This window comes from Neptunomonas japonica JAMM 1380, assembly GCF_016592555.1.
Lineage (GTDB): Bacteria > Pseudomonadota > Gammaproteobacteria > Pseudomonadales > Balneatricaceae > Neptunomonas > Neptunomonas japonica_A.
In genome coordinates this window covers 894,980-920,664 of the sequence record NZ_AP014546.1, presented here as the reverse complement: position 1 = coordinate 920,664, position 25,685 = coordinate 894,980, and the positions used below count along the sequence as shown (strand labels likewise).

Below are 25,685 nucleotides of genomic sequence, written 5' to 3'. Positions count from 1 at the left end.
CAGTATGGGCTTACTCTTTATTTGAACAACTAACCTTATACAGAACTTCCCCCAAATCAGCTGAAAAAGCTCTTCTAGAATATCTCTGTGCAGCCTCTTTTGTTACGCCAACTTCTTCTCCAGCTCTAACTTTTTGAAGAAAATCATCTAGTCCGGCCTTGATAGCATCCTTATTATCTAAAGCAACAATGGAACCTTGGCCCGCTTCAAGCAACGCTTTTGCAGTATCCCCTTGGTTATCAGTCAAAGCAAAGATAGGCCGTTGAGCACGAAAGTACTCATATATTTTGGCTGGAATTTGGTGATTACAGTTCGATGCCTGAAAAATCAACAAGCCATCAGCACTAAGCATTTCTGACAGCGCCTCTCGATAAGAAATCCCACCAGCTAACGTAACCACATCATTAATATCCAGTCTATCCAACACAGGCTGATAAAGTTCGTCATGTCCTGTCGCCCGTAAAACTACGCATAGGCGTTTAGAAGATATCTTACCCTCATTTTTCAACTCAGAGATTGCATCAAAAAAAGGCTGAGGGTCACGCTCGGAAGGGTACAACACTCCACTATGCAACAATAGAAAAGGCTTCTGTTCACTTGATTCCAGATTTTTCTTGGATTCAATTTCAACTTCTTCGAATATGTCTTCATTAAAGCCATTGGGTATCAGATGCCACTTACTATCAGAAATATAAGGGTAGCGTTGCCTATACAACTCAACCGCGCCCGGCGTAGTAAAAACAGCAGCAGAACAAGCCTCTACTACTTTCCTTTCAAGCCAAGCATGGCACCGCCTTCTAGCCCCTGGAGCTGGATATACATCATCTAGCATGGCATCTCGAAAATCAGCCACCCAAGGCAACCCCGTTAAACGCTGTAGCACTAAACCTATCAAGTGTGCCGTAGCGATAGGGTAAGTCGACCAAATAACTGCAGGCTTTTGGGATCTAACAAGCTTCAAACCCGATATAACACCACCCAACAACCAACTTACCCACCTATCAGGTAAAGCCAAAATATCGAGATAACGCCCTTTAATAGAAAAGTGCCGGGCAGAGTCTAGCGCAAATGCGCGCTTAACAAGCATACCTTGGGGTATATCTCTCAGTTGCTGATCACTAACAAAAGGGTAAGCTCTAGGGTGAGCAGAAAGCACTATTGGTTGCCAGCCACTGTCGGGCAGATAACGCGAAAAAGCGAGCGTTCTTTGAATCCCGCTACTTACATTAACCGGCGGATAATGAAAGGCAATTAAAAGAACCTTATTTAGAGCGTGCGAATCCAATTCACTGTCCATGCTGCTACTTTATCTCTCCATTCACGTTTAGAAAAAGTATGATCAGCACTTTTTAAGTCTTCACGTTGCATTCTTTTTTGTTTAAGTAATCGCGTAAAACTTTTTGACCCTTTAACCGCATCATCAAACTCAGCAGCAGTGAGGTCATTTCCACTCATAATATATTGAACAGGGCCTTGATAAGCTTTGAGTGAAGACTGTATTTTTTCTGGCAAGTTTGTAGAAGGTTGCTTAAGAGGCTCAACAGTACAAGCTATTTCACTTTCCACAACGCTCTTATCTTCAGAACTACTAGAGCGCTTGAGCATAGACACTAAAGAAGCCAAAGATGCGGATATATTGAAATTGCCTTTAAGGACTTTTGACCAAAGTTGACGAGAAAATAAACGCTGCAAATAATAATGCTTCAAAAATGCCTTGGCCTCACCAGCCTCACTTCGAACCCAAGGGTTCAAAATCACTAACCCTGCAACTCGCTTATCACTTGGTGCATAAAAGCACGCCGCCGACGCCGCATCACACAACCCCCACAACACAACACCCTCAAGTTCAGGTACTTTTTGCATAAAGTTATCTATAGCATTTTGAATATCAACTTGGACATTCTCAAAACCTAATAATTCACCGGAAGCATCTCCCATCCCACGATAATCAAAACGCATGACAGGAATATTTTCTTTCGCTAAGTGCCGCGCAAGATGTAAAAACTGACGATGACTACCAACACGGTATTGAGGCCCCCCAACAATCACTAGCACGCCAATTCCCCCTGCTTTTTCAGGGGTTTTAGGCAAATGCAGTACAGCAACTAACTCCTCACCTTCACAAGAAAATACAAACGGCTGCTCAGAATCTAGTGCTTGTACTGCTCCCTGAAGCTTATACTCAGGAACCACAAGGTCAGAGTCAGGTAATCTAGATGCCGGCAATTCTGCAGAGGAGATACCTGATGTCAAAGAAGGCGAAATCAACTGCACCGTTTCATCAATTAGATTAGGCGCTAACGTTATTTCTTGAGTTGTCCAAAAAGGCTCACCAACAACTGCTTTAGAATAAATTTCTATATCTTGAGATTGCCATAACGTAATCAGCTTTTGTGATACAGGTAATAACGCTCGACCTTCGGAAGCAACTATTTCCAACCAATTAATTTTTAGCGGCTGCTTTAGAGCCATCTTCTTTAATGAAACCTGATCCAATTGAGACAACATTGAAGGAGCCACATCATATCCAGCCACTTCAAGCTTCTCTCCTGCACTCAGCCGTTCTCTCAACTGTGCAACCGTTTCTTGCTCCCCGGTCATCATTCCAGCAGCCATACGCAGCCTTAAAAACTGCGTCAGCATCTGCTCTCCACTATGGACGGGCTGCCATAGTATTAACTCAGACACACCATCTAAACCTTCATCCATTAGATCTAAAGCCATTAAGGCGCCCGCTCGTAACCCCCACAAGGTAATCTTTCTAGCACCTTGTTGGCGAGCACTGAGAACCAGATAACGGATATCCTGTTTCCAAACACCCCAATTCGCATCGCCGAAATCACCTTCGCTATCACCCGTCCCAAATAAATCAGGCACAATGACTGTAGCACCGGCTTTTACAAAAGCCGCAGCTTGGGCACGCACCATGCTTCTTGACTTATTCATCTCTTCTGCAAATGCAGGTAAATAAATAATCCATTCGGATGAGGCAACAGCGTTAGCAGAATGTTGTGTGATAAATAGTCGCCCCGAAGGGCCATTCACGAACTGGGGAGTCATAGAGTTTTTACTGTATTAATTACGCCGAAAGTTTGTTGTTAACGAAACTAAAAAGTGTTCCTATCGTTTCAAACACTTCAGCACTAATTTCGTCATCTTCAACCGCTACGCCATAGTTCTCTTCAATGGCGGTTATCACCATCACTACAGCCATTGAATCAAACTCAGGAATACTACCTAGCAAAGGGGTAGACTCATCATAATCATCAACTCTAGAGCCAAGCTGTAAAGCATCTCCAATAAGCTGCTTCACTTCATCCAATGTAATCACACAAAACTCCTACTATTGTCATGCTATTAAGGTAAAACTCACGATTGTAATGTTAGCATCTCAGGATTAATCAGCAAAATTGTTCAACAGTAAAATAATAAACCGATCAAGAGAACAATAACGACATTATTAAAAAAGCACGATAAACTGAACGTCATACATACAAATCATAAACCATGAAATCTTAACATCAGCAGACACTAGGACATATAATGACAGGGAATGTAGTAAATACCTTACATAACCATGAAAGTAATAATTCTTCTACACCACTGCTAGCCCCTGCATTTTATGGTTGGTTAGGTATTTCAGGCGCTAAAGCTAATGGCACCACAAATGCCATGAACATGAAACAAGCACTGAATAGTCCGCTAACAATTACATCGACAGCAAGCGATAGCGCTTCGAAAAATTATCTAGCTTCCACTGCTGAAGTTCACACAGCGAATAACATTAGCGTTACTGTCATCGGTACACCCTGGTGGCCTACAAAAGAATTAACAGCGTTAGCAAAACAACAGAGCCATGCTGCTACGTTACTCAGCTTATATGAAGCAGAAGGCCAAGGATGTGCCAAGCGAATCCAAGGATCATTTGCCTTTATTATCATTGACAATAACAATCAAACACTGTTTTGCGGTGTTGATCGCCTAGCCAGTATTCCACTGTATTATACCCAGTGCGATAAACACATTATCTTTGGAAGTACCGCCGGTACCGTACTAGCACACGACTCTGTAAGCATTCAGCTAAGAGATCAAGGCCTGTATAACTATGTGTACTTTCATATGGTTCCAAGCCCAACGCCTATTTATGAAGGCATGAGCAAACTGCTAGCAGGCCACTCTATCTGCTGGAAAGATGGTGCTATAAGCCAAGATAGATACTGGCTACCGACCTTCAAACAAACTCAATCATCAAGCTTTGAAGATAAGTGCGAAGAGCTGCGCGTCACATTAAAAGATTCAGTGAAGCGATCAATCCCACAAAACAAATCAGTAGCTGCATTTCTGAGTGGTGGTTTAGATAGCTCAACTGTTACAGGAATGCTCTCTGAATTAAGCGGCAACCAAGCACATGCCTATTCCATCGGCTTTTCTGCTAAAGGCTATGATGAAATGGCTTTTGCTCGCATAACAGCAAAACATTTTGGCGTTAAACTACATGAATATTATGTTACGCCTGAAGACATTGTCGACGCTTTACCTAAGATCGTCGCTAGTTATGACGAGCCCTTTGGCAACTCCTCGGCACTTCCTGCCTACTTTTGTGCCAAAGAAGCCGCCAAAGATGGAGTGCAGCTACTATTAGGTGGTGATGGTGGTGATGAACTTTTTGCTGGTAATGAACGCTATGCGAAACAAAAAGTATTTGAAGTATACAACAGCATCCCTAAAGGTTTACGCAACAATGCAATAGAACCTTTATTGAAAGCATTTCCAAAACAATTGCCATTAGTAAGCAAAGCTAATAGCTACGTCAATCAGGCAAACGTACCTCTGCCTGGTCGTATGCAGACTTATAACTTTCTTAACCAGCATGCACCGTCAGAAATTTTCAATGATGACTTTATTAATCAAATTTCGACTAGTTACCCTCTAGAATTATTAGAGTCAGTCTATAATGCTCCTGAAAATGCAACATCATTGAGCAGAATGCTATTTTTAGATTGGCAGTTTACGCTCGCTGACAACGACTTAAGGAAAGTCAGCCACATGTGTGCGCTAGCGGGGGTCGAAGTTGCCTACCCCATGCTTGATGATGCGATGCTGGCACTAGCCTGCGAAATACCCGATGATTGGAAACTAAAAGGACAAAAACTACGCTACTTCTATAAAGAAGCTATGACGAACTGGCTTCCAAATGAAACGATTACCAAGAAAAAACAAGGGTTTGGCCTGCCATTCGGGGTTTGGATGCAAACGCACAAACCCTTGCAGGACTTAGCCTATGAAAGCTTACTGAAACTAAAAGAGCGTTCATATTTTAAAGTAGAGTTTTTAGATCATTTGATAAAATTGCATCGCGATGGACACGCAGCATACTATGGCGAGCTTATCTGGATTCTTATGGTGCTTGAGTTATGGTTAGAGAGTAAGGGCAAGGGATGAACATGCAACAAAACAATCGGGTTTTCTACCCTTCACCGGCAATCCCCTTAGCACCAGTATTGTCTGAAAAATCGATCAAACTATCGTCTAAATCCAGAGATGTTAAGTCAATACTATCAAACTCTGAGCAAATACATGTAACTAGCGGACGTGCTGGAATAGCACTTGCCCTAGAACATGCCGGGGTCACTGAAAATGACGAAGTTTTGATTCCTGCATACCACTGTGAATCAATGATATCGCCAGTATTATGGCGTGTAGCTACGCCTGTTTTTTATCAAATTAACGCAGATACATCAATTAACGATGACGATATCCTAGATAAAATCACTTCATCTACTAAGGCAATTATTGTTACTCATTACTTCGGTCGTATCCAAAATCTTTGTAAAGTAAAAAAGCTTTGTGATGAAAACAGTATTGTTTTAATAGAAGACTGCGCTCATGCTTTTTTTGGTTCAAAAGATGGCGTGCCTGTAGGCACTGTAGGGGATTATTCGATTGCCAGCAGCATGAAGTTCTTCCCTTGCTTCGACGGTGGAGTATTAGCGTCATCAAAGCACTCACTCAACACAATTGCTCTTGAATCCCAACCTGCCTCACTGCAATTAAAATCATTTTTTAACATTGTCGAGAGAGCCATCAATTACGGTCGCTTTGGCTTTCTCGGTAAGTTTTTAAAAGCCATATTGAAAGTAAAAGAGTTGACGTGGAACTCTATCAAACGCCTACGAAAAAGTAGTGTTAGCACCGCTATCAGCCCTTCATCTTCAGAAGGCGGCTACGGCCTTGATCAAAACTGGATTCATAAAAACACTTCAACCCCCTCTTTGACGACCATCAAAAAGAGTGATTACAAGCGAATCATCTCTAAACGCAGAGCCAACTACGAAAAGCTACACACTGCTCTTGCGGGTCTTGCAAATGCTCATCCATTATTTGACGCTTTAGACAAAGAATGTGTACCTCTTGTTTTCCCGCTATTTGTGAATAGCCCAGAACAAGCATTTGATACGCTCAAGCGCCAAGGAGTACCTATTTGGAGATTTGGTGAGTTTCTTGATGAGGAAATAAATCAAGAGCTTTGCCCAAATAGCATGACGCTTTCTTCTCATGTGTTTCAATTTCCTTGCCATCAAGAACTAACATTAAAAGAACTCGATTGGATGATTGAAAAAATCATACTCGCAATCAAATAACGAAGTGGACGAAACAATGCAAGCGATAGGCTGGAGCCTTTACCCTATAAGTGATTTTAATACGCATAAAAACCAATGGGACCAACTTAATAGCGAGACGACATCTACACCGTTATTGGACAGTAGTTTTGTAGCTCCATTGATTAAGCACTTTGGCGCAGGCACTGAAAAACTCGCTATATACCAAGAAGGCAACTCAATAACGGCCATGGCTATTGTTATAGAGTCTCGTTTAGGCTTTTGGAGCACATTCCAACCATCTCAAGCACCAATAGGATGCTGGATGCAAAAAGCTGACGTTTCAACGCAAAGCTTGGCTCAGTCTCTACGCAAAAAACTCTCATTTACTTCTCTGGCCCTAAGTATTACTCAACAAGATCCAGAATTACTGGTTATGCCAGAACAGAGCAACCAATTCAGCACTATGCCTTATATCGAAACGGCTAGAGTGACTATAAAAGAAAGCTTTGAGGAATATTGGGCTAAACGCGGAAAAAACCTAAGACAAAACCTTCGTAAGCAGAGAAACCGCTTAGAAAGAGAAGAAGTTACTACCCGCCTTGTTCAATTGACATCTGCTAACGAAATGTCATCAGCGATTCAGGCTTACGGTAAACTTGAGGGCGCAGGCTGGAAATCTGAATTAAATACCGCTATTAGTGCTGATAATGATCAAGGGCGCTTTTACACTGATATGCTGACCAACTTTGCAGAAAAAGGTAACGCTATCGTTTTTCAGTTTTGGTATAACGATGACTTAGTAGCCACTGATTTATGCATCATGGGTAATGGTTCAATTATCATATTAAAAACAACTTATGATGAAAGTATCAAAATATCCTCACCAGCATTATTACTTAAACAAGATGCTTTTGAGTATATTTTCGACAATAAGTTAGTAGATCGCATTGAATTCTATGGAAAAGTTATGGAATGGCACACCAAATGGAGTGATGAAATTCGCACCATGTACCACATTAGTGCTTATTCAAAAGCGGCAACCTTACTAAAAAAATTAAAACCATAAAAACACCTGTACGCTCGGCTGCCTGTATTAATTGGAGAACTCAATGAGTTTTTTTGTTTTATGTGACAAAGAGAAATTTCAAAATAACGTCGAACGCCATATCAACATCATGGCTGAAAACGGCTTTTCGAAATACCTCACAATTGATTTGGGCAGTAAGAAGCTGATCTTATTTAACGACCTATCAGGTAACACGCCGGCATTGAAAGAAGCTGAAAATGGGGATTTTATTGTATCGCTAGGGACTTTTTCCTATAAAGGCAGTAAATCACTTTTGGGATTAAGTAGCCTCCTAAATAATTTCAATGCCGAAACTTTTACATGGCAAGAGATGACAGGAACATATGTTGTCATACTGAGAAAAGCAGGTTGCACTTACCTCATCTCAGACGGATTAGGTTGCAGTCAAATCTACGTTGACTCTCAGCAGTGCGTATACTCAAACTCATTTGTATCCATGTGCGATATAACAGAGCCTAAATTTTTCGATACTCAGGCTTGCTATGAATATGTTATCAATGGTGCTGTTTTTGGGAATAAGTCACTTCTCAAAGGCGTTAGCACTTTACCAGCAAATTCCATTCTAAAAATCACAAGTCAAGAAACGCAAACTCTTCAACTCACCAGCCCAGTTTTAGATAGCGATGACTGCGCCGCCCATATGACGCTAGATCAAGTAGCAAGCTACCATTGTAAGCAGCTTGATTGCGTATTTGAGCCTGTTGCTAGCGCATACGGTGATAATATAAAACTTTCATTCTCTGGGGGGTTTGACTCGCGGTTATCATTAGCAATGTTGATGCGACATGGCGTGAAACCAAAGCTTTTCGTCTATGGCAACGATAATGATGAAGATGTTGTCATTGCACAAACCGTCGCAAAGGCCGAAAGCCTAGAGTTGGAGTGTATAAATAAAAGCAAAGCACCAGTCATCGAACCAGATAGTTATAATGAAATAACTCAAGCCAATTTTTATGCTTTTGATGGCTGGAAAGTTGAATATGGGATCTTTGATTTTGGCACTGACCGCAGCGATCGGCTCAAACGCCATGCAAACGAGCAGATCCCTTTAAATGGATCTTTAGGTGAAATCTATAGAAACTTCTTTTATATCCCTAATAAGAAGATGAGAGCTCAGGATGTTGTTTCTACATTTTACTCTCAATATAACCGAAGCGCCTTTAGTTCAACATTTAAAGAAACAGAATACCGACAAGAAATGGCTGCGTGTATGAAGAGCGCCATTAATAGCAGCAATGAACATTTAGAACGCTACCAAATAGAGCAGCTATATCCTCATTTTAGAGGACGCTTTTGGACAGGCCGTGACGCACAATTAAACCAGCGCTTTGGTAAGATGCTCTTCCCGTTTCTTGAGCCCGCAGCCATTTCAAACACATCAAAGATACCTTTAAATTATAAAGATTTAGGCTACCTTCAAGGCCGCATGATATCCCAAGTAAACTCTCGTCTGGCTAACTATCCTAGTGATTATGGTTTCTCTTTAAATGGTGCGAGGCCTCTAAAATATCGATTAAAAACTTTTTTGAGCACTCAACGACCACCGTTTACTCGAAAACTGTCATTTAGATTGAAAAATAGACACAAAGAAACACCGGATATGCCACTATCTCAGCCGTATTTATCACGCGTCATTGATGAAGATTTCCCTATTATGAGAAACCTCTTCAATATTGATTTGATAAATTCTGCCAAACAATATGGCCTAATAGCTACGCTAGAATATTTAGGTGAGCGTTATAACTTAGAAGTTAAATAACAAGTAATGCTGAATTACTCAATTCTCATTACATATACTTCAGATACTTTGCTATTAACCGCAAGGTAGAAAAGTGCTTTAATTCCACCAATATCTGCTATAAATGCTTTATTACCAACAAAAGTACCTGCTTGAACCTCATAGCCAGTAAACGAAAATGGCGTGTACTGACTGGTTGCCAAATCCAACAAATACCACTGCCCTCTTAACGAGCCATAACTAAACTCACGTAAAACCGAGCCTTTAGTCCCCCAAGAAGGGATATAGACTCCTGCCTGCATTTCTTGCGTATAGTTATGCGCTGGCAACCCATACGTTTCTACTAGATCACTCCAACTCTCAGTTTTCATATCAAATACGGCATAAACGTTTTTACCGCTTTTCTTATGAAAATTCATCGCCATAATTTTTGATTCAGTCATCTGAAATATCAAATGCTGGCCCACAAAGTTGATTCCTCTAGGAGGGGCATCAATATCTACAATATCTGTGCTTTCAGCCGACTCAAGCTTATTCCATCCTGAGTACTGGAGTTCTGATTTCAGAATACCAAACACTTTGTTTTTATATGGAAACACCACATTTTGGATACTTGTCTGAAACAGGGATCCATTTTTTTTCCAACCATCAACGTTATATTCTTTGGTCTTCACATTGTAAGCATATTTACGATTTCGAGTAGTGAACAATATATCCCCCACTTTCGCTACACCTCCATATGTATGCTGAGATGGCGGCCGCCCATCAGGGAGAACGTAAGAAATCACACCATCTCTATCCATATACGTAGTAAATGAGCCATTACCTCCCAGCTTTTTATACTTGTCAGACCACTCAGAGCCTTGCAAGTCAGGATCGGATGGCATTGATTCCACCGCAAATTTTAACTTATTGAGGTCCAGCTTCCAGATTCCATTAATTGAAGAGTCGGCATGCCCCCCACCCCAAGGGTAATAAACAACCTTGGAATGTCTATCGAATGCTTGTCCTACCCACGCAGTAAAAGTCCCCTTCACATGAGAGTAACCATACATTTTGGAGGAATTAAAACCACGACTCTCTAATAAGTCAGTAATTTCACCAGAAGGGTCCAAATTTGAAATCTTTAAGATATGCGGATTATCTTTGGAACTAATTGGCAGAGAGCTCCAAGAAGATTTTGCTACCTTGCCTTTATTGTCTCTAATAGGATCCCACACTTTATGTGTAAGATTTTTTGACGGCTTAATGCTAAATGGATATCCCGATTGATAATTCTTGTAATCCCAACGATCGCCACGTTCATCAATTTTTTCACGCAGAAGGTTTGCAATTTCAGCAGCACCTTCAATGTCATTTTGAGCGGCCAAAGCAGCCCATGCGTATGCATACTGAGCGCGATTACGGTAAGTAAAAAACCTACCATCAACTTTAGCATCAGCAGTAAACAAAGTGCCTTTGTCCCACTTTTTATAAGTGGGTTTGTTCATAATACTAGTTGAATACTCCGCCACCTCTTCCCAGCCGTGCGTGGTAGCCCACAACTTAGCACTCTTATAATCCGTAATTTCTCCTTTCTTAGCCCGGTCATAAAAAAACACATGATCATTATCTACCGCTTTAACAGACCATAAATTCACACGTCGATTTAAGTGTTCGAATTGCCACTGTGCTATAGGGAGCCAATCATTAAATCCAAGACGAACAGTATAGTTGAGCGTTTGACCTACCATACTCTCCATCCACCCAGTCCAACCGAAGGACTTATAGGTAACAGAGTTGAAAGCTAAGACCCTCCAAACCTCGTAGTATGGCTTTTCATTAGAGGCTGTAATGACATTATTTAAATAATATTTTTTTGCATTACTCAAAGCCGTTAAGTAATACGTATTTTTTGTCAGCCCTTTTTTTTCTAAATAAGCCAATTGTACTAACTGCCGCAAAGTCCAGGCCAGATAACGACCCGATTGCTGCCAGCCCACCCAGTTATCATACGGTTTACTCATTTTGTCACAGAATTTACGATAGTAATTTTCCATATGACCTAGGTATTTTTTATCACCCGTCATCAGATAAGGTAACCAATATAAATTGGGAGCATGACCAAAACTAAAAGACGCCGGAGGTGCTTGATCAGCAGACTGCAAAATGCCTGGTAACAAATCAGTATTACCGGCTAAAAATGCAGCGTGGTCTTCTGGGAAAAGTCCAATTTCACCTCGCTCGCCACCTTCACCAGACCATTTAATATCAGTGTCCGCTGATATTTTTCGGCCCGTATTATCAAACACAGGAAGCAACCCTAAAGCCTGTAGTGCACCGACATTACCAAAAGGCAATGCAGGTGAGGGCTCAGCTGCCATAGATGAGTTCATAAAAAGCAAATAGCAAACCAGTATTCTTAAAGCAGTACGGAACTTAATCATGAATTCCTATATACATTAATTACTAACAATAAAAGCTATACATTAAAAACACCCTTATGAGCAACTCTTCATAAACTGCTCAAGCGTTTTGCGAATTACTCTTGAATCGCTCACATTACCTTTAGCGGCCACTACAGCAACCCACTTTATTTGGTTTAGCTCTACACGAATAACACATACTTTCATACGAGAGTATTCAGAAATGCTTTTCTCTAAACTTTCGAGAAATTCATCTGAACTGCCCAGCTCTTCACTCATCGCGTTATCTATAATAGACCTTACGATAAATGATATCGTTTGTTTTTTTACGGACGCTAGTTCATTTAAAAAATCCAACTGTGAAGTGCTCAAGTTCACTTCAATATCTTGTAACATTGTGACAGCACTTTTCGATAAAACAGTTTCATGCCTACTCAAGATAGACACGCCAACCCAGCGTAGGTATAAATGAGCGCCAATAGCTAAAACGATAACGCCACTTAACTGCACTACGATCCATCGTAAGAATAATGCATCTGATGAAACCAAATTTTTCCGGTCGGGTCCTAACAAAAAATCGACACCAGAGTAATTCAACCCGTATTTACCAACATTCTCAACCAAACCTTTGTTCAATAAGAACCAGCCAACAGGGATTAAGGCGAGTACGGCTAAACATGCAGCTGATATGGTCAAAAAACGAACTCGAATAAGCGATATTGAAAGTAGTACTGCCGAAAAAACGACGATGAATACTAACAAATAAAGATAGCCTCCACCTCCGAGCCCCCACGGCCCATCACGTGCAATTAACTCGTTAAGGTTGTCAGTTGAAGATAAATCAAATGCGATAACTTTGCATACAAGAAACCAAGGCAACATGTATAGGCAATAGATAAGGAAGTATCGTAAAACACCTTTTTTCCTCCAGGGTAATGGAAGCCATCGTGTCTTAAACAATGTAGCAAAAAAGATGCCTAACAAAATAAGAACCGGCCCGAATAATGCCCCAAATCTTACAATAGGCTCTACAGGCTCTGTTAACAAACGCAAGTTATCTGCACCAAAGAACTCAACAAAACTGACGCCTAACGGCCCAAAGACACCTCTAGTTCCTACACGATGAACCCACACAGATGAGCCCGCAACATCACTAATACTTTCGCCTGTTACACCAAAAAAGAATAAGAAGTACAATATAATAGCGACTACCGTAGCGGCAACAGGTGCAACTATAACGGGCCGACGGCTCTTAGCAATGACTTCTCCCATCCATGCAGCCCCCACACCAAACCACAACAATGCCAGACTTACAAAAAGCAGATCGAACCCAGAGGCTTCAAACCTAAATAATTCACGAATGTTGTAGGGGACACCCGGCAGGCGAACCAGAAAATAAAAAGCGATCATAATGGACACAGCAACGACAATACCTGCAATAACAACCAAGCAACGCCGTTTAAAATCACAGGAGCTTGAAAGGCTCGCCATTTCAACAGGTTTTGAAACCTGCGTAACAACACTTTCTGTTTCAGTAAGAAGTACAGGCTTTTTAAGGGAGCTCTGAAGAACCCTGCGAAACAATAAACCACAGAACAATACTAATAATGGGTCGGTAATTTCTGCTGAATGCCCAACAAGCCAATTCTGCAAAACTTCAATAGCAAGAAAAACAGAAAAAACAACGGCAATAGCTTTTTGAGACAATCGGCCAGACTCACAAAGCAAAAAGAATATAGCCCCTATAACAAACAACTTTTGAGCAAAGACACCCGCACTTGTTAACATAGAACCACTCAAAAATCCGGAAAACGGAACCCATTCAAAAGCACCGCTATTTACTTGCCACTCAAAAGGCAACAAACTCCCTGATACAACGCCCGCCAACAATACAAAAACTAAGTAGAGTGACCTTTTAGAGATTTTTTTTGGAAGTAACGGCCACAGCAATAAAGCGCACACCCATGACGCTACATCCGTTACAGACAAATCATTTTTTACAATAATAATTTCGAGTAAAGAAACAGTGAGAACAGCGCCTATCAAGAGTAAAAATTTCACTCTTGATTTGCATAAGTAAAAAAACAAATGAGCTGCAACTAACCAAGCCGCAACAAAAAAAAGAAACTGATAAAAATCAAACTCTGGAGCAACTAGCAGAGGCTTAAGTGCGTTTTTATACGACTGCAGATCAATGCTGGGAACAAAAGGAACTAATCTTGAAGCACACCATAAGCCAAGCAAAACAAGAGGAAGTGAAAACGAATATAGCTCAACACTCCTAACAAAAGTACGTACTCTATCAGAATAAGCAAAAGCTATACCTAGCACTAAACCAAGGGTATTCCAATACACATCAACTAAAGCAGGCGAACGACTTGGCAAATACAATTGCGCAACTTGGCATGCGAACGCAAGGAGAACTCCGAATACAGAAAGAGTAGCAATTAACGTCATACTGGCTTTGCTTTTTGAAAATGCTACCAAGCCAAAAAAACTATAGGGCATGAAAAGAATAATGTTACCTAACACATCACCTAGACTGGTTTGGCCGTTCCACGAATTAACAAATGCTAGAAAAACAGCATCATCAATGTTTTTTGAGAATTCGAAAGGAAAAAGAGAGCCATAAGCTATGAGAAAGCATACAAAATAAAAAACAAATCGCATTAAATAGATCACTCTTAAGTAACAGTAACATGTAAACTATCGATCAGTGGCAAATCATAACATTTCAACTATGATTCGTAACCGAACAATAGATACTGACAAAGATAAAGACAAGTACTTAATTAATGATGGAAGATAAAAGAATACTCACACTAACTCTGCTACCCTGAATATAAGCTAAAATACAAAACTATCTATGAAAAATCACAAGAAACTATTAACACTATATTCAATTATAACAACAATAATAATTCTTATAATGATCCCTAAAGCCAGTATTGCTCAATTACTGAGCGCTAAAACAATAACGAGTAAAGGGCAGCCGGTTTTGACAGCATTCCAAGTGGAGATGCAGGCACACTTAAGACGTGTAGACAAAAATACAACATCAGGATCGGTTCTATTTTTAGGCGATAGCATAACTCAAGGAATGTCTGTATCTGACATTTCAAATAAATCAGTCAATTTTGGGCTAGGAGGGGATACATCTGAAAACCTTCTCTCTAGAATCACCACTATGGAATCAATAAAACAGGCTGATAAAATAATCATCGAAATTGGCGTTAATGATATTCAGCAAGGATTCACAAACACAGTGAAGAATGTTGAGCGTATTCTAAATTTAATTAATGCAGACGTATCCATATTTCTCTTAGCTATTTTGCCTGTTGATGAGTCTAAGACAAAAAAAATAAACAAAACAATAGCTGCTACTAATAAAGAATATAAAGCTATTTGTAAAACAAAAGAAAATTGTACATTTATCGATAACTATCAGAGCCTTATTAATTCGAAACAGCAATTGAAGAGTGAGTATCATTCAGGTGATGGAGTCCATTTAAATGAAAGCGGCTACTCAACTTTAAAATCAATACTTTCTCAAGTAATTTAAAATGACAAAAAATAATAGATTTGAAGAATTAGATGTATTTAGAGGCCTAGCGGCGCTGAGTGTTGTCTTATTCCACTATACAACAAGATATGAGCAAGTATACCAACATACAACTCCCACGGCCTTCTCAATACCCTGGGGGCATTTAGGCGTGCAATTCTTTTTCATAATCTCGGGCTTTGTAATATTCATGACATTAGAAAAATGCCAGTCCTGGAAAGACTTTAGTGTTTCACGTCTTTCAAGACTCTATCCGGCCTACTGGGCTGCTGTATTACTCACATTTACACTAGGCTATCTCTCTCCCCTACCAAATCAAAGCCTGACTTTTTCACAGCTCATAGTGAACTTAACGATGCTCCAAGCATTCTTCTATGTTCCAGCAGTAGATGGTGTTTACTGGAGTTTAGCATGGGAGTTAAATTTCTATTTCGTTATGTTATTTTTGTTCTTAACTTCTAGATTGAAAAACATAAATTTTATAGCACCACTATGGCTTAGCGCCATGATTACTACTTACTATTTACTAAACGCTAACATTGATGTGCCTTGGCGTATACAAACATTTTTTGTTTTGCAATTCACCCACTTATTTATTGCTGGAATTTATTTTTATAAATGGAAGGAAGAAGGCTTCTCTTTATACAAATTGATAATTTTACTATCCTGCTTAGCAGCAGAACTCATTACAGGCGATGTGATCAGCAGTGCATTTTGTACTTCATTCTTTATATTGTTTGCACTTGCGATCAATGATAGGTTAAGTTTTATAAAACAGAAGCCTCTGATATGGCTCGGAAGCATCTCGTATACACTTTATTTAGTACACCAGATGATTGGTTTTAAAATAATTTATACACTTAATGAAAACGGCTTGCCCAGTACGGTTAGCATATTAATAGCACTAACAACGTGCCTATTAATAGCTAGCACTATCAGTAAGCACATTGAAAAGCCTATCATGTTGAGCATTCGAAAATACACAAAATAAGGACAGTCAGCAGATAAAGTCCGCCTTAGTTTATAAGTATCAGCTACCTAAATTAAAAGAGTTATTATGAAAGAAAAGCTTAAGATAATAATCATAGGATACTATGGAAAGTTAAACGCAGGGGACGATTTACTGCAGCTATCAATGTGCCAAATTTTCAAAGATCACGATTTAATGTTCACCTCATGGTTCCCTGGTATCGACATAATGAACTCAGTTGACCTCATAGTTGTAGGAGGTGGAAGCATCTGGCCAAATTATAGCTTTTTTCAACATGGAAAAGAACTCTCAAAGAAACTTAAAACCCCTTTAGTCGTTCTCGGAATATCAGCAAAGAACAGCGATAAAAAGATTCAAGAGGAAACAAAGTATTTATTGGATATAGCTACATATTTTCATGTCAGGGATAGTCAATCAAAAGAAATAATTGGTGACGATAGAATTATTGTAGGGACTGACTTATATTGGTGGTCAAAACATCATATTCCAAAAGCAGATGATATTGACATGAGTGCAGTATCGCTCAACTTAAGACCTTGGGATGGCTCTGAATGGGATGTAAACTCACTTAATAATAAAATCAATGAACACTATAAAACAGTACAACCTTTCCCCTTCTATTTTGGTTCAGCTCGGCATGAATCACAGGCATCTATTCAAGATTATGAACTTTCAGAGTCTCTAGGGTACCAAAATACTCCTGAATCATTTGATATAAGCTGCCTAAGGCACTCCTCAGCAACTATTGCTATGAGGTTCCATGCATTATTAGTAAGTATTAGAGCCGAGATACCTATTATAGGCTTTGATTATCACAACAAAACAAAAAATTTGTTTTCTGAAAACAGCATCCCCGAATTATGTGTTCCTCTTAACAACACGCAGGCTTTAGAAAATGCAATAGTATTACTTAAAAGCAATTATGAGTATTATAAATCATTAACAATAGCTATTAAGGATAGAAACCTAGTAAGAGCTAAGCATGATCAAATTATTTTTTTAAAAACACTATCTAAAATTGAACCTAGAAGTGAAAACAAATCACAAAAAATAAAAAGGATCTTAAAAAGATATCTTTAGAAAACAGGTATAAGGAGTTGCTCCCTCCTTATACATTATCATTTTTTTTGAAAAAATTTATAATTTCAGATTTAACTATTATCAAAGAAGCTATCCATACAATAGAAAACAAAGCACCAATTATTGACAATTGTATAAAGAGGTTCGAACTATCCAAAAAGGCAATACTCTTTACGTAATATAAAAAAACAAAACAAGTAAGAGAAACCACACCAGCCTTTCTTAAATTTTTCAATATATCTGAGTATTGAAAATTAATAGCTTTACATAAATAATATACTGAAACTAAAAGTGAAAAAATCTTACTTATAACAATGCTGAATAATAATGGGTATAACCCATAAAAAGATGCTACTACCATTACAATAATAGAAAATATTTGAGAAACAGACTGATTCCTCACATCTAAATCAATACTTTTTACTGCTACAAAAAAATGTGTATTAATTGAATATACACTTCCAACAGCAGCGGATAAAGAAAGCCATATAACCAATGGCGCTGCGGACACCCATGAAACACCATATAATGTTTCTATAATTTCCTCGCTCATTAATGCCAAAAAAATAAAGAACGGCCAAGATATTGTACAAATAAAATCTATACTTTTAAAATATTCTGCCTTAACGTCACCTTTTTCTTTCATTCTATTAACCAAATGCGGCAATAATACTGGGATAATGCCCTGCATCACTCCCATATGAAATAACTTTACTAGGCCATTTGCACGGCTATATAAACCGACATTAGCCATACCAAAAAATTTTCCAATTAAAATCTCTGGTAGTTGAGCTACGGAAACAAACAATATATGTATATATGATGATTTTGAGCCGAATATAAAAACATTTTTAATGCTCGCCAAACTTGGAACAACAATAGAAATTTCTCGCCTGAAGAAGCTACTTAATAAAACTGTCATAGCCGTTGTCGCTATACTCCCCCAGACCAAGCTCATATAGCTATAACCTGAAAATGCCATTCCTACAGACACTATCGCTCCAAATAATGCCGAGATTAAATTAACTTTTAACAAAGCAGAAAAATTCATTTCTTTACGGAGTAAACTTAATGAAACAGATCCGAAAGGTATAATTAAAAAATTTATAATCACATGATTCAAAATGGATACGATTTCATTTCGATTAAAAAAAACCGCAATATTTGTTGAATTAGTATAAAGAATTAAAGCTATTGAGTATGACCAAAAACATGTGACTAGAAATGCTGATATTAGCTTTTGATCGTCTAAATCATCTTCCTGTACGATATATGAAGATACTCCAAAATCACGAATCATGTGAGCAACCACAATAATAGTCGCTACGATAGAGTATAATCCAACTTCTTCAGGCATTAATAAACGAGCTAAAATAATACTTGCTATAAACCCAATCAAAAGCTCACTGTACTTTTGCACAAACGACAATATTAATGATTTTTTAAACGTACTCACAAATCAACTACCAATTTCAGAATCGATGGATTTAAAAAATTTTTCATTTCTTTCCGTTACTCCGCTCAAAGCTACAAGAGCTTTATTAATATCAAAATTTTGAGAGCCACTTTGCATAAGTGTTATTAGATCATTTCCTAGCTCTTTTTCTTTATGTACAGTAACGAGTCCCTTCTTGTTAACAATGTCGAAGACGGGATAACTAGGGTACTGATTATTCCATCCTTCAGGAACAATAACTTTTTTATTTAAAAACAATGGCTCCAAAATATTATGATCTCTCCCAACATAACAGACAGCGCCCACAGAATAAAATACTTTAAGTTCACCTAATGTATCAAGAACCAGAACTTTTTTATTGAAATCTACAAGATTTGTTATCTTGCTTTTAAATTCATAAGTTAGATTATTCTCATTTAATATTTTTTCAATAAAATTTAGCTGATCTTGCTTCTCTGGATGCCTAGGTGCAAATACAAAAACTGCATCAGGAAAAACCATTAACACTTCCGAGAATGCTTTGGCTACCTGTTCGTACTCAAATTCATTTATTAAACAACCAGCAACAACTACATGTTTAGTTTTGGAAAGTTGTTTTATTAAAAACTCACTCACATTATCTCTCGTATATATTTTTTGGTTATACAAAGCATCAAACTTCATATTTCCTGTCACACATATTCTATCTTTATCAGCACCTTTCTCAACCAGAAAATCCTTTACTGATTCAGCTTGAACTGTAATACCGTCAAACATTTGAATGTAATAACGGCTAAACAAAAAACGCTCGATTTTATCTTGCATACATGCTGGTTCATATTGATATAGCCAGCCATTTATAATATAAATTTTAGCCCCTGATTTTTTAATAGCCCTAAGAACTTCATATGGAAATCGACAAGGCGCATCATTCGGAGAGCAGGGGATTTCGCATATATAAAATTCTTGAGGAGAATATCTATTTAAAATTGACTCTATATTTGAGCTTTCGCTTTTAACTTCTAAAACACTAGCATTGGGATATTTATCCAAGAAAGAATCTTTATAAAAAATCCTATCCGTTATAAACACTATCTTAGTTTTAGCATATTTTTTATCTATAAATGAAGAGCATGCATTAAGCTCACCAATTGTTGAACAAAAGAACCATATGCTCTCCTCAACTCCATTACTACTTTCTTGCAGATCAGAGTTAAGCTCAGGTTCATCGTAATTACTAGAAACCATTTTTAGCAAAAATTTATACATAAACCAAAAAATAATTTCTTTAATTTTTTTTACATATATCACTATGAACTCTCTGTAATTATTTAAATGCTTCACAGAAACAATATTTGCCTGAGAAATACTTTGTGTTTATGATAACATTGCAAGTAAACGGGAGCATACAACAATGTTTTTTTAAATACTTTTAAGTACTATAAATTATTATTATGTACTGGCAGTTTAATACTCGCAACTAGTACCAGCGCTAACAGTAGTGGCCTAAGTGCTCCATGGATAGGACAAGATTTTTCTGGTATCTCCTGTCAAGGAAAAAAACAGGCCTACGGCCCTTATGATTACACTAAGAGAAATAAACACCATGAAGCCTTACGTTTAGTTGAAGGAGCTCATTTTAATCAAAATGTAGAGAGTTTACAGGGAGGGGCCAAGCAAAAGCATAACTTATATGGCGACATAGACTATACGTTGCGCGCCTTTCCGAACCATCATCGCGCATTAAATACAGCTATAAAATTACGAACACTTCATGGTATTAATAAGTATAAAGCAGCAAAAATTAGCCCAGTCGAATGCTACCTGCAAAGAGCTATCAGCTTCTCTCCAGAAGATGCCACTACTTTAATGCTTTACGGAATCCTCTTACATAAGCTAGATAAATTAGATAAAGCACTAATTCAGTACAAACAAGCTGAAAAAATCGTACCAAAAAACGCCCAAGTCCAATACAACTTAGGATTGTTGCTGTTAGAAATGGAGCGCTACGAAGAAGCTAAACTCTACGCAGTAAAAGCTTATAATAATAAGTTCCCATTACAAGGCTTAAAAAGAAAACTAGAAAAAGCCGGTAAGTGGTAATCCATACTACAATTTCACACTCTTCTGATTTAGAAGCAATCTTAGTAAAAATTTATCTGGACTCTTATCCCAGGGTGTAAAGCGCGCAAGTTGGTAACGATCACTATTGCGCGTGGAGACTCCCCACGTAGTCGAAACAGCTGCTTCAAACCCTGCCTCTTTTACAATCCTGACCTGACTTTCCAAGTAGTCATCCCCGAGCTTCCCATTCGGGTACGCAAAATATCTTAACTTCTTACTAAGAACAGATTCGAGATGTACTTTACCGTCGATTATTTCTTGTTCTGCCCGCGCATCATTTAATTTTGCCAATATAGGATGATTAACTGTATGACCACCTATTTCGACACCCGCTGCATCTAGGTTTAAAATCTGTTGGTCAGTCGCCATAAGGTCATTAGGTAGTGATTGTTTTGCAAGTGATTCTATAAAATCAACGGTCTCGGCTCTCTGTCCCACCTCTCGGTGCTTAATTTCTGTCAGTATTTTTTGCGCGACTGTTCTTTTAGATTCAGAATCCTTAAATGCATATTCGTCCAAACCTACTTTACGTAAATCAATATACTCTCCAGCACACTTGATAGTTTCCACCACTGTGTCATTCCACATGCGGCCACCATTTATAAAACCGGTAGACACAAATACAGTGGCAGGAATCTTCCATTTTTTAAGGATAGGTAGAGCACAGCTTTCATTGTCGGCATAACCATCGTCGAAAGTCACACATATAGCATTTTCAGGTAACTCGCCTCTATCCATTAACTCTAAAGCCCGGGCTAATGAGAGTGGAGTAAAGTAACGTGAAACTAACGACATTTGCCAGTCGAACTCTTTTATCGTTGGCTCTGATGGCCTCATAAAATCATATTCAGGCAACACTCGGTGGTAAATCAGTATTGATAAATGCTGTTTACCTTTTGTTTTAAGAACTAAAGGCAATGCAACGCTTATTGCCTTTAAGATGCACTGTTTCATCTTCTTTAACACCTGAAAGTTATATCGAGAACCACTAAAAACTAAACCATGGAGTTTTTAAATTTCGTTTTTGGTAGCGCCTCACTCTTCAAATTTATTTGTGAGCTGATCAATAACGTTATAGCGACTAAATGCCATGGCAAATCAAAATAAGAGAGGCTTAAAAATGCCCCACCTGTTAGGTAGGCTATAAAGCTTATTTGCAACATTCTTGCTAATAAATTTTGTTGTGACATGCCCGGATCACCGCGAGTACGTTTAATAATTCGGGATAAATTATTCCAGGTGAATATTAGAACTAAAAGAAACAGGATAAGCCCAATCCAGCCATGATCAGCCAACACATTAAAATAGATACTATGCGCAACAACTACCAATTCAGCATCGGGAGAATAAACTGCATATGTATTCGTTGACCAAGAGCTGAAGCCTCCTCCTAACAGTCGATCATTTGCTATATTAATGCTGTAGATCCAAGCATTAATTCGCCCCATCGCTGATGCATCTTCTTCGTAGTTACCGATTGTATCCATCCTCTCATGCCAACTCGTTGGCATAAAATTCCAGCCGGCTGCTACTATAAAAAGAATAACAAATGCCGAAACGAATTTACTTTTGGTTTTAAGCCAATAAAAGCCAAGTACAGCAGCAATAGCTATGAGTGCACCGCGGGATTGTGAACCAATAACAGACGCTAAACTCAAGAAAATTGCCCCGCCCATTGCGTATTTAAACCAACGATTATTTAACTGAACCATCAAATAATACATAAGAGGTATAACCATTAAACAGGCTAATGCTAACTCATTATTATCTTCTATAAATGAACCTGCTGGGCCCCACACGCGGAAGGAACCACCGGTCATTATTGTGAATATCCCACCTTTAATACTATAAAAACCAATGGAAAGAGCAATAACCCAAATCAACTTATTAATTCTATCTTGATTGGTAATCAGCGCCATAGTTAAGAAAGTAAATATTTGTATCTTAATTATTCGTATATATTGTTCAGCTGCAAAGTCTGGATAGATAGCAAAATAGGTTGTTAGGGATGCCCATATCAAGAATAAGACCCAAACAACTACAGTCCCACTAAATGGTATGCTTTGCCTATCTTTATTAAATACAAATGCCATAAATATGGTGATGGCAATCACCTGCGCAAACGGCATGTCATAAGCAAACCCATAAGCCAACCTATGTGGATTCATATAGCTTAACCATGACCACATCAGTATCCCTATATAGGGCCTACGTAAAATAAATGGAATGCTCCCAAATACAATCAGTGTTATGAGAAGGTCACGCATGCGATTCCACTATTTTTGTATATAAGTTAATTTGATTTTCTACCGTTTGATCCCATGAGAATTTTTTTGCGTATTCTCGTGTTAAATCTCTATCTATATTCAGCGATAAAGCCTTACTAATCGCCTTAACCAAACCAGAAGCATTGCGCTCTTTGACCAACACTCCTGCTTCAGGTGATTTAACCAGTTCAGGAGTCCCGCCAACACTTGTTGCTGCAACAGGAGCCCCGCAAGCCATTGCTTCTAACAGCACGTTAGCCCAACCTTCACGACTAGAGGCTAGTACGAGCAGATCAGCTGCACTGTACAACTCAACTAGGTCTGGCTGCTTTAGCGTACCCATAAAACGAACCCTTTCCGATAAACCCAATGTCTCAGCAAGTTGTTTGAGCGGTTTATCCAGCTCCCCGCCACCAACAATGATGAGCTCACAGTCCGGGAGCTCTAATAAGCTTTTGATAACTAGGTCGTGACCTTTCAACTCTGTTAAATTCCCCACACTAAGAAGTGTTGCTCTTTTTAACGAGTAATTGTGGCGCATTTGTTGATAATTTTTTGGTGAAAACAAAACATCATCAACACCATTTCTTAAAACATGTATTTTTTCTTCTACAGCCCCCAAGGCAAGCATTTTCTCTTTCAATGCCGAAGAAACGGTAATGGATGCTTGAGCTTTTGAGGCGGCCCATAAAATCATTTTTCGTGGCAATAAATAATTGGGAATTAAGTTTATATCTGATCCCCTAGCTGAAATAACAAAGGGCAACTTCAAAAAGTATGAAGCTAAAGCTACAGCAACGCCATCGGGATAAAAATAATGAGCATCGATTAGATCAAACTTATAGCCCTGCTTTCTAACCTTAAAAATAGTAAGAAAAATAGCCAATGCTAAAAAAAATGGCGTAAGTAGCATTCCAACTTTAGGAATGACCAAATAACGCGGGTGGTATATTTCCACACCGTTTCGATGCTCTTTGGATGGTATATCGACATACTGTGAATATTGACTGAAGTATTTACTTTTAATAGGAAACCAAGGAACAGGCGCAACAACGACTGCATTAACTTGCCCTGTTTCCATAATTTTTTTCAGTCTGGTTTCTACAAAAATCCCATGACGGTGTTGAACACTGTTAGGGAATAGTGTCGTTACTACAAGTAAATTAACCATTATCCGTTTTTATAAATCTTAGGGTACACATGTTGATACTGGCCGACACTCACAGGCCAATTCCGTTGCTCTTCTACATATTTTCTTCCTTGCTGCTTGAAGGAGTCCCAATTTTCCGTTTGATCCAGCACTTCAAGCACAACCCGAGCCAGATCTTTTTTATCACCGGCTTTAAACAAACGCCCCGTTTTACCATCATCGATTAACTCTTTATGTCCACCGACATCTGATGCTACAACTAGCTTGCCTTGGGCCATTGCCTCAAGTGGCTTTAGAGGTGTTACTAGTTCCGTTAAACGCATTGCCAAGCGAGGATATATAAATATATCCACCAAGCTATAGTAAGACTGCACTTCTGTGTGCGGAACACGCCCTGTAGTCACTACAAACTGTTGTAAATTTAATGATTTAATTTTACTTTCTATTAAATCATTTTGTGGGCCACCACCTACCAGCAACAAACGAATATCTGGATCATTGCTTATCATCTCAGGGAGAGATTCAAGTAAAAGAAGCAGTCCTTCATAGGCATAGAATGAGCCTATAAACCCCAAAACTTTTTTCCCTTGAAGCTGTAGTTTTTCTGCTAAACCCTGGTCACTGTGGGTTATCACACTAAACTTATCTATATCAACAGCATTAGGAATCACTGTTATTTTTTCGTTACCAATACCTCTGGCAACAATATCTTTACGTAAACCTTCACAAATCGTTGTCACCGCATCAGCATTTTTAAATACGTAAGTTTCTAGCGCTCTAGTCAGCTTGTATCGCACACCATCTTCTTTACAAGTACCGTGATCAACAGCCGCATCTTCCCAAAAGCCTCGACACTCATAAACTACCGGTATACCGTATTTTTTCCCTGCTCTTAATGCTGCAACACCGGTTAGCGCAGGAGAGTGAGCATGCAGGATATCCGGCTTCGTTTCTTCTATTACTTCACAGACTCTTTTTGTTAGCTGGTCAATAATTGATAACTGATTAAGTAATGGCAGCTTATCAAGAACAGATGACTTAGCTGGCGTTCTATAAAATAAAAATTCTTCTACACTTTCTACAGGCGCAGAGTCTAGCGTGTGCTTACCAGACGTAACATGAACTGTTTCCCACCCTAAGACACGCTGCTGCTTTAAAATTGAGCGAGTGCGAAATGTATAGCCACTATGCAGCGGAATAGAGTGGTCTAGAATGTGTAAAATTTTCACGTATTATCTTTCCCT

General features: G+C 38.8%; 19 protein-coding genes. 8 read left to right on the top strand and 11 right to left on the bottom strand.

Annotated features, from left to right (window positions below):
• Window positions 1-10: 10 nt before the first annotated feature.
• From NEJAP_RS04165 to NEJAP_RS04155, 3 genes are read right to left on the bottom strand one after another with little or no spacing between them, the layout of a single operon-like run.
• On the bottom strand, window positions 11-1,297 hold the full coding sequence (locus NEJAP_RS04165; protein WP_201349437.1) for a glycosyltransferase: 1,287 nt from the start codon (window positions 1,295-1,297) through the stop codon (window positions 11-13).
• Window positions 1,267-3,060 (bottom strand): hydrolase 1, exosortase A system-associated, encoded by a 1,794-nt coding sequence (locus NEJAP_RS04160; RefSeq protein WP_201349436.1) that lies wholly within the window; start codon window positions 3,058-3,060, stop codon window positions 1,267-1,269. The genes NEJAP_RS04165 and NEJAP_RS04160 overlap by 31 nt, the downstream gene beginning before the upstream one ends.
• Window positions 3,061-3,079: 19 nt before the next feature.
• Entirely contained in the window at window positions 3,080-3,331 is a 252-nt protein-coding gene (locus NEJAP_RS04155) for a phosphopantetheine-binding protein (RefSeq protein ID WP_201349435.1), read from the bottom strand.
• Between the two features lie 212 nt (window positions 3,332-3,543).
• On the opposite strand from NEJAP_RS04155, the gene asnB reads away from it, so the two are divergent.
• From asnB to NEJAP_RS04135, 4 genes are all read left to right on the top strand, one after another.
• On the top strand, window positions 3,544-5,442 hold the full coding sequence (gene asnB / locus NEJAP_RS04150) for an asparagine synthase (glutamine-hydrolyzing) (protein ID WP_201349434.1): 1,899 nt from the start codon (window positions 3,544-3,546) through the stop codon (window positions 5,440-5,442).
• Between the two features lie 2 nt (window positions 5,443-5,444).
• Entirely contained in the window at window positions 5,445-6,641 is a 1,197-nt protein-coding gene (locus NEJAP_RS04145; RefSeq protein WP_201349433.1) for an aminotransferase class I/II-fold pyridoxal phosphate-dependent enzyme, read from the top strand.
• Window positions 6,613-7,668, top strand: a complete 1,056-nt coding sequence (locus NEJAP_RS04140; protein ID WP_236591059.1) for a GNAT family N-acetyltransferase — start codon at window positions 6,613-6,615, stop codon at window positions 7,666-7,668. Before NEJAP_RS04145 ends, NEJAP_RS04140 begins: the two co-directional genes overlap by 29 nt.
• 202 nt (window positions 7,669-7,870) lie before the next feature.
• Window positions 7,871-9,448, top strand: a complete 1,578-nt coding sequence (locus tag NEJAP_RS04135; RefSeq protein ID WP_236591058.1) for a hypothetical protein — start codon at window positions 7,871-7,873, stop codon at window positions 9,446-9,448.
• Window positions 9,449-9,462: 14 nt separating this feature from the next.
• Here the strand turns inward: NEJAP_RS04135 and NEJAP_RS04130 are convergent, their stop codons facing one another.
• Both NEJAP_RS04130 and NEJAP_RS04125 read right to left on the bottom strand, forming a co-directional pair.
• Window positions 9,463-11,790 carry a hypothetical protein gene (locus NEJAP_RS04130; protein ID WP_201349430.1) on the bottom strand — a complete coding sequence of 776 codons (2,328 nt, stop codon included), beginning with the start codon at window positions 11,788-11,790 and terminating at the stop codon, window positions 9,463-9,465.
• A gap of 117 nt (window positions 11,791-11,907) precedes the next feature.
• Entirely contained in the window at window positions 11,908-14,502 is a 2,595-nt protein-coding gene (locus NEJAP_RS04125; RefSeq protein ID WP_201349429.1) for a VanZ family protein, read from the bottom strand.
• Window positions 14,503-14,761: 259 nt separating this feature from the next.
• On the opposite strand from NEJAP_RS04125, the gene NEJAP_RS04120 reads away from it, so the two are divergent.
• The 3 genes from NEJAP_RS04120 to NEJAP_RS04110 all read left to right on the top strand — a co-directional run bounded on the left by NEJAP_RS04120 (window position 14,762) and on the right by NEJAP_RS04110 (window position 17,465).
• Window positions 14,762-15,394, top strand: coding sequence for a GDSL-type esterase/lipase family protein (locus NEJAP_RS04120; protein ID WP_201349428.1), 633 nt, complete (start codon window positions 14,762-14,764; stop codon window positions 15,392-15,394).
• A 1-nt stretch (window position 15,395) separates the two neighbouring features.
• Window positions 15,396-16,385, top strand: a complete 990-nt coding sequence (locus tag NEJAP_RS04115) for an acyltransferase family protein (protein ID WP_201349427.1) — start codon at window positions 15,396-15,398, stop codon at window positions 16,383-16,385.
• A 66-nt stretch (window positions 16,386-16,451) separates the two neighbouring features.
• Complete coding sequence (locus NEJAP_RS04110; protein ID WP_201349426.1) at window positions 16,452-17,465, top strand: polysaccharide pyruvyl transferase family protein; 1,014 nt, start codon at window positions 16,452-16,454, stop codon at window positions 17,463-17,465.
• 28 nt (window positions 17,466-17,493) lie between these two features.
• Here NEJAP_RS04110 and NEJAP_RS04105 read toward each other — a convergent pair whose 3' ends face one another.
• Window positions 17,494-18,921: an oligosaccharide flippase family protein gene (locus NEJAP_RS04105; protein WP_201349425.1), complete on the bottom strand. Its 1,428-nt coding sequence runs from the start codon at window positions 18,919-18,921 to the stop codon at window positions 17,494-17,496.
• A 3-nt stretch (window positions 18,922-18,924) separates the two neighbouring features.
• A complete protein-coding gene (locus NEJAP_RS04100; protein ID WP_201349424.1) occupies window positions 18,925-20,211 on the bottom strand; it encodes a 3-deoxy-D-manno-octulosonic acid transferase in 1,287 nt (428 codons plus the stop codon).
• 402 nt (window positions 20,212-20,613) lie between these two features.
• On the opposite strand from NEJAP_RS04100, the gene NEJAP_RS04095 reads away from it, so the two are divergent.
• Window positions 20,614-21,003 carry a tetratricopeptide repeat protein gene (locus NEJAP_RS04095; RefSeq protein WP_201349423.1) on the top strand — a complete coding sequence of 130 codons (390 nt, stop codon included), beginning with the start codon at window positions 20,614-20,616 and terminating at the stop codon, window positions 21,001-21,003.
• Window positions 21,004-21,009: 6 nt separating this feature from the next.
• Here NEJAP_RS04095 and NEJAP_RS04090 read toward each other — a convergent pair whose 3' ends face one another.
• Genes NEJAP_RS04090 through NEJAP_RS04075 form a run of 4 tightly spaced genes read right to left on the bottom strand, consistent with a single transcriptional unit; the run spans window position 21,010 to window position 25,670 of the window.
• Window positions 21,010-21,978: a polysaccharide deacetylase family protein gene (locus NEJAP_RS04090; protein WP_201349422.1), complete on the bottom strand. Its 969-nt coding sequence runs from the start codon at window positions 21,976-21,978 to the stop codon at window positions 21,010-21,012.
• A gap of 41 nt (window positions 21,979-22,019) precedes the next feature.
• Entirely contained in the window at window positions 22,020-23,291 is a 1,272-nt protein-coding gene (locus NEJAP_RS04085; RefSeq protein WP_201349421.1) for a putative O-glycosylation ligase, exosortase A system-associated, read from the bottom strand.
• The gene (locus NEJAP_RS04080) at window positions 23,284-24,462 is read right to left on the bottom strand and encodes a glycosyltransferase family 4 protein (protein ID WP_201349420.1); all 1,179 of its coding nucleotides are present in this window, start codon (window positions 24,460-24,462) and stop codon (window positions 23,284-23,286) included. Before NEJAP_RS04080 ends, NEJAP_RS04085 begins: the two co-directional genes overlap by 8 nt.
• Window positions 24,462-25,670, bottom strand: a complete 1,209-nt coding sequence (locus NEJAP_RS04075) for a TIGR04063 family PEP-CTERM/XrtA system glycosyltransferase (RefSeq protein WP_201349419.1) — start codon at window positions 25,668-25,670, stop codon at window positions 24,462-24,464. The genes NEJAP_RS04080 and NEJAP_RS04075 overlap by 1 nt, the downstream gene beginning before the upstream one ends.
• Window positions 25,671-25,685 lie beyond the last annotated feature (15 nt).

What these genes read in the sequence shown, in the direction of transcription:
- NEJAP_RS04120 (WP_201349428.1), top strand. Translation starts at nt 14,762, where the DNA reads ATGATCCCTAAAGCCAGTATTGCTCAATTACTGAGCGCTAAAACAATA.
- NEJAP_RS04090 (WP_201349422.1), bottom strand. Translation starts at nt 21,978, where the DNA reads ATGAAACAGTGCATCTTAAAGGCAATAAGCGTTGCATTGCCTTTAGTT.
- NEJAP_RS04110 (WP_201349426.1), top strand. Translation starts at nt 16,452, where the DNA reads ATGAAAGAAAAGCTTAAGATAATAATCATAGGATACTATGGAAAGTTA.
- NEJAP_RS04160 (WP_201349436.1), bottom strand. Translation starts at nt 3,060, where the DNA reads ATGACTCCCCAGTTCGTGAATGGCCCTTCGGGGCGACTATTTATCACA.
- NEJAP_RS04145 (WP_201349433.1), top strand. Translation starts at nt 5,445, where the DNA reads ATGCAACAAAACAATCGGGTTTTCTACCCTTCACCGGCAATCCCCTTA.
- NEJAP_RS04165 (WP_201349437.1), bottom strand. Translation starts at nt 1,297, where the DNA reads ATGGACAGTGAATTGGATTCGCACGCTCTAAATAAGGTTCTTTTAATT.
- NEJAP_RS04085 (WP_201349421.1), bottom strand. Translation starts at nt 23,291, where the DNA reads ATGCGTGACCTTCTCATAACACTGATTGTATTTGGGAGCATTCCATTT.
- NEJAP_RS04130 (WP_201349430.1), bottom strand. Translation starts at nt 11,790, where the DNA reads ATGGCAGCTGAGCCCTCACCTGCATTGCCTTTTGGTAATGTCGGTGCA.
- asnB (WP_201349434.1), top strand. Translation starts at nt 3,544, where the DNA reads ATGACAGGGAATGTAGTAAATACCTTACATAACCATGAAAGTAATAAT.
- NEJAP_RS04125 (WP_201349429.1), bottom strand. Translation starts at nt 14,502, where the DNA reads ATGCGATTTGTTTTTTATTTTGTATGCTTTCTCATAGCTTATGGCTCT.
- NEJAP_RS04080 (WP_201349420.1), bottom strand. Translation starts at nt 24,462, where the DNA reads ATGGTTAATTTACTTGTAGTAACGACACTATTCCCTAACAGTGTTCAA.
- NEJAP_RS04115 (WP_201349427.1), top strand. Translation starts at nt 15,396, where the DNA reads ATGACAAAAAATAATAGATTTGAAGAATTAGATGTATTTAGAGGCCTA.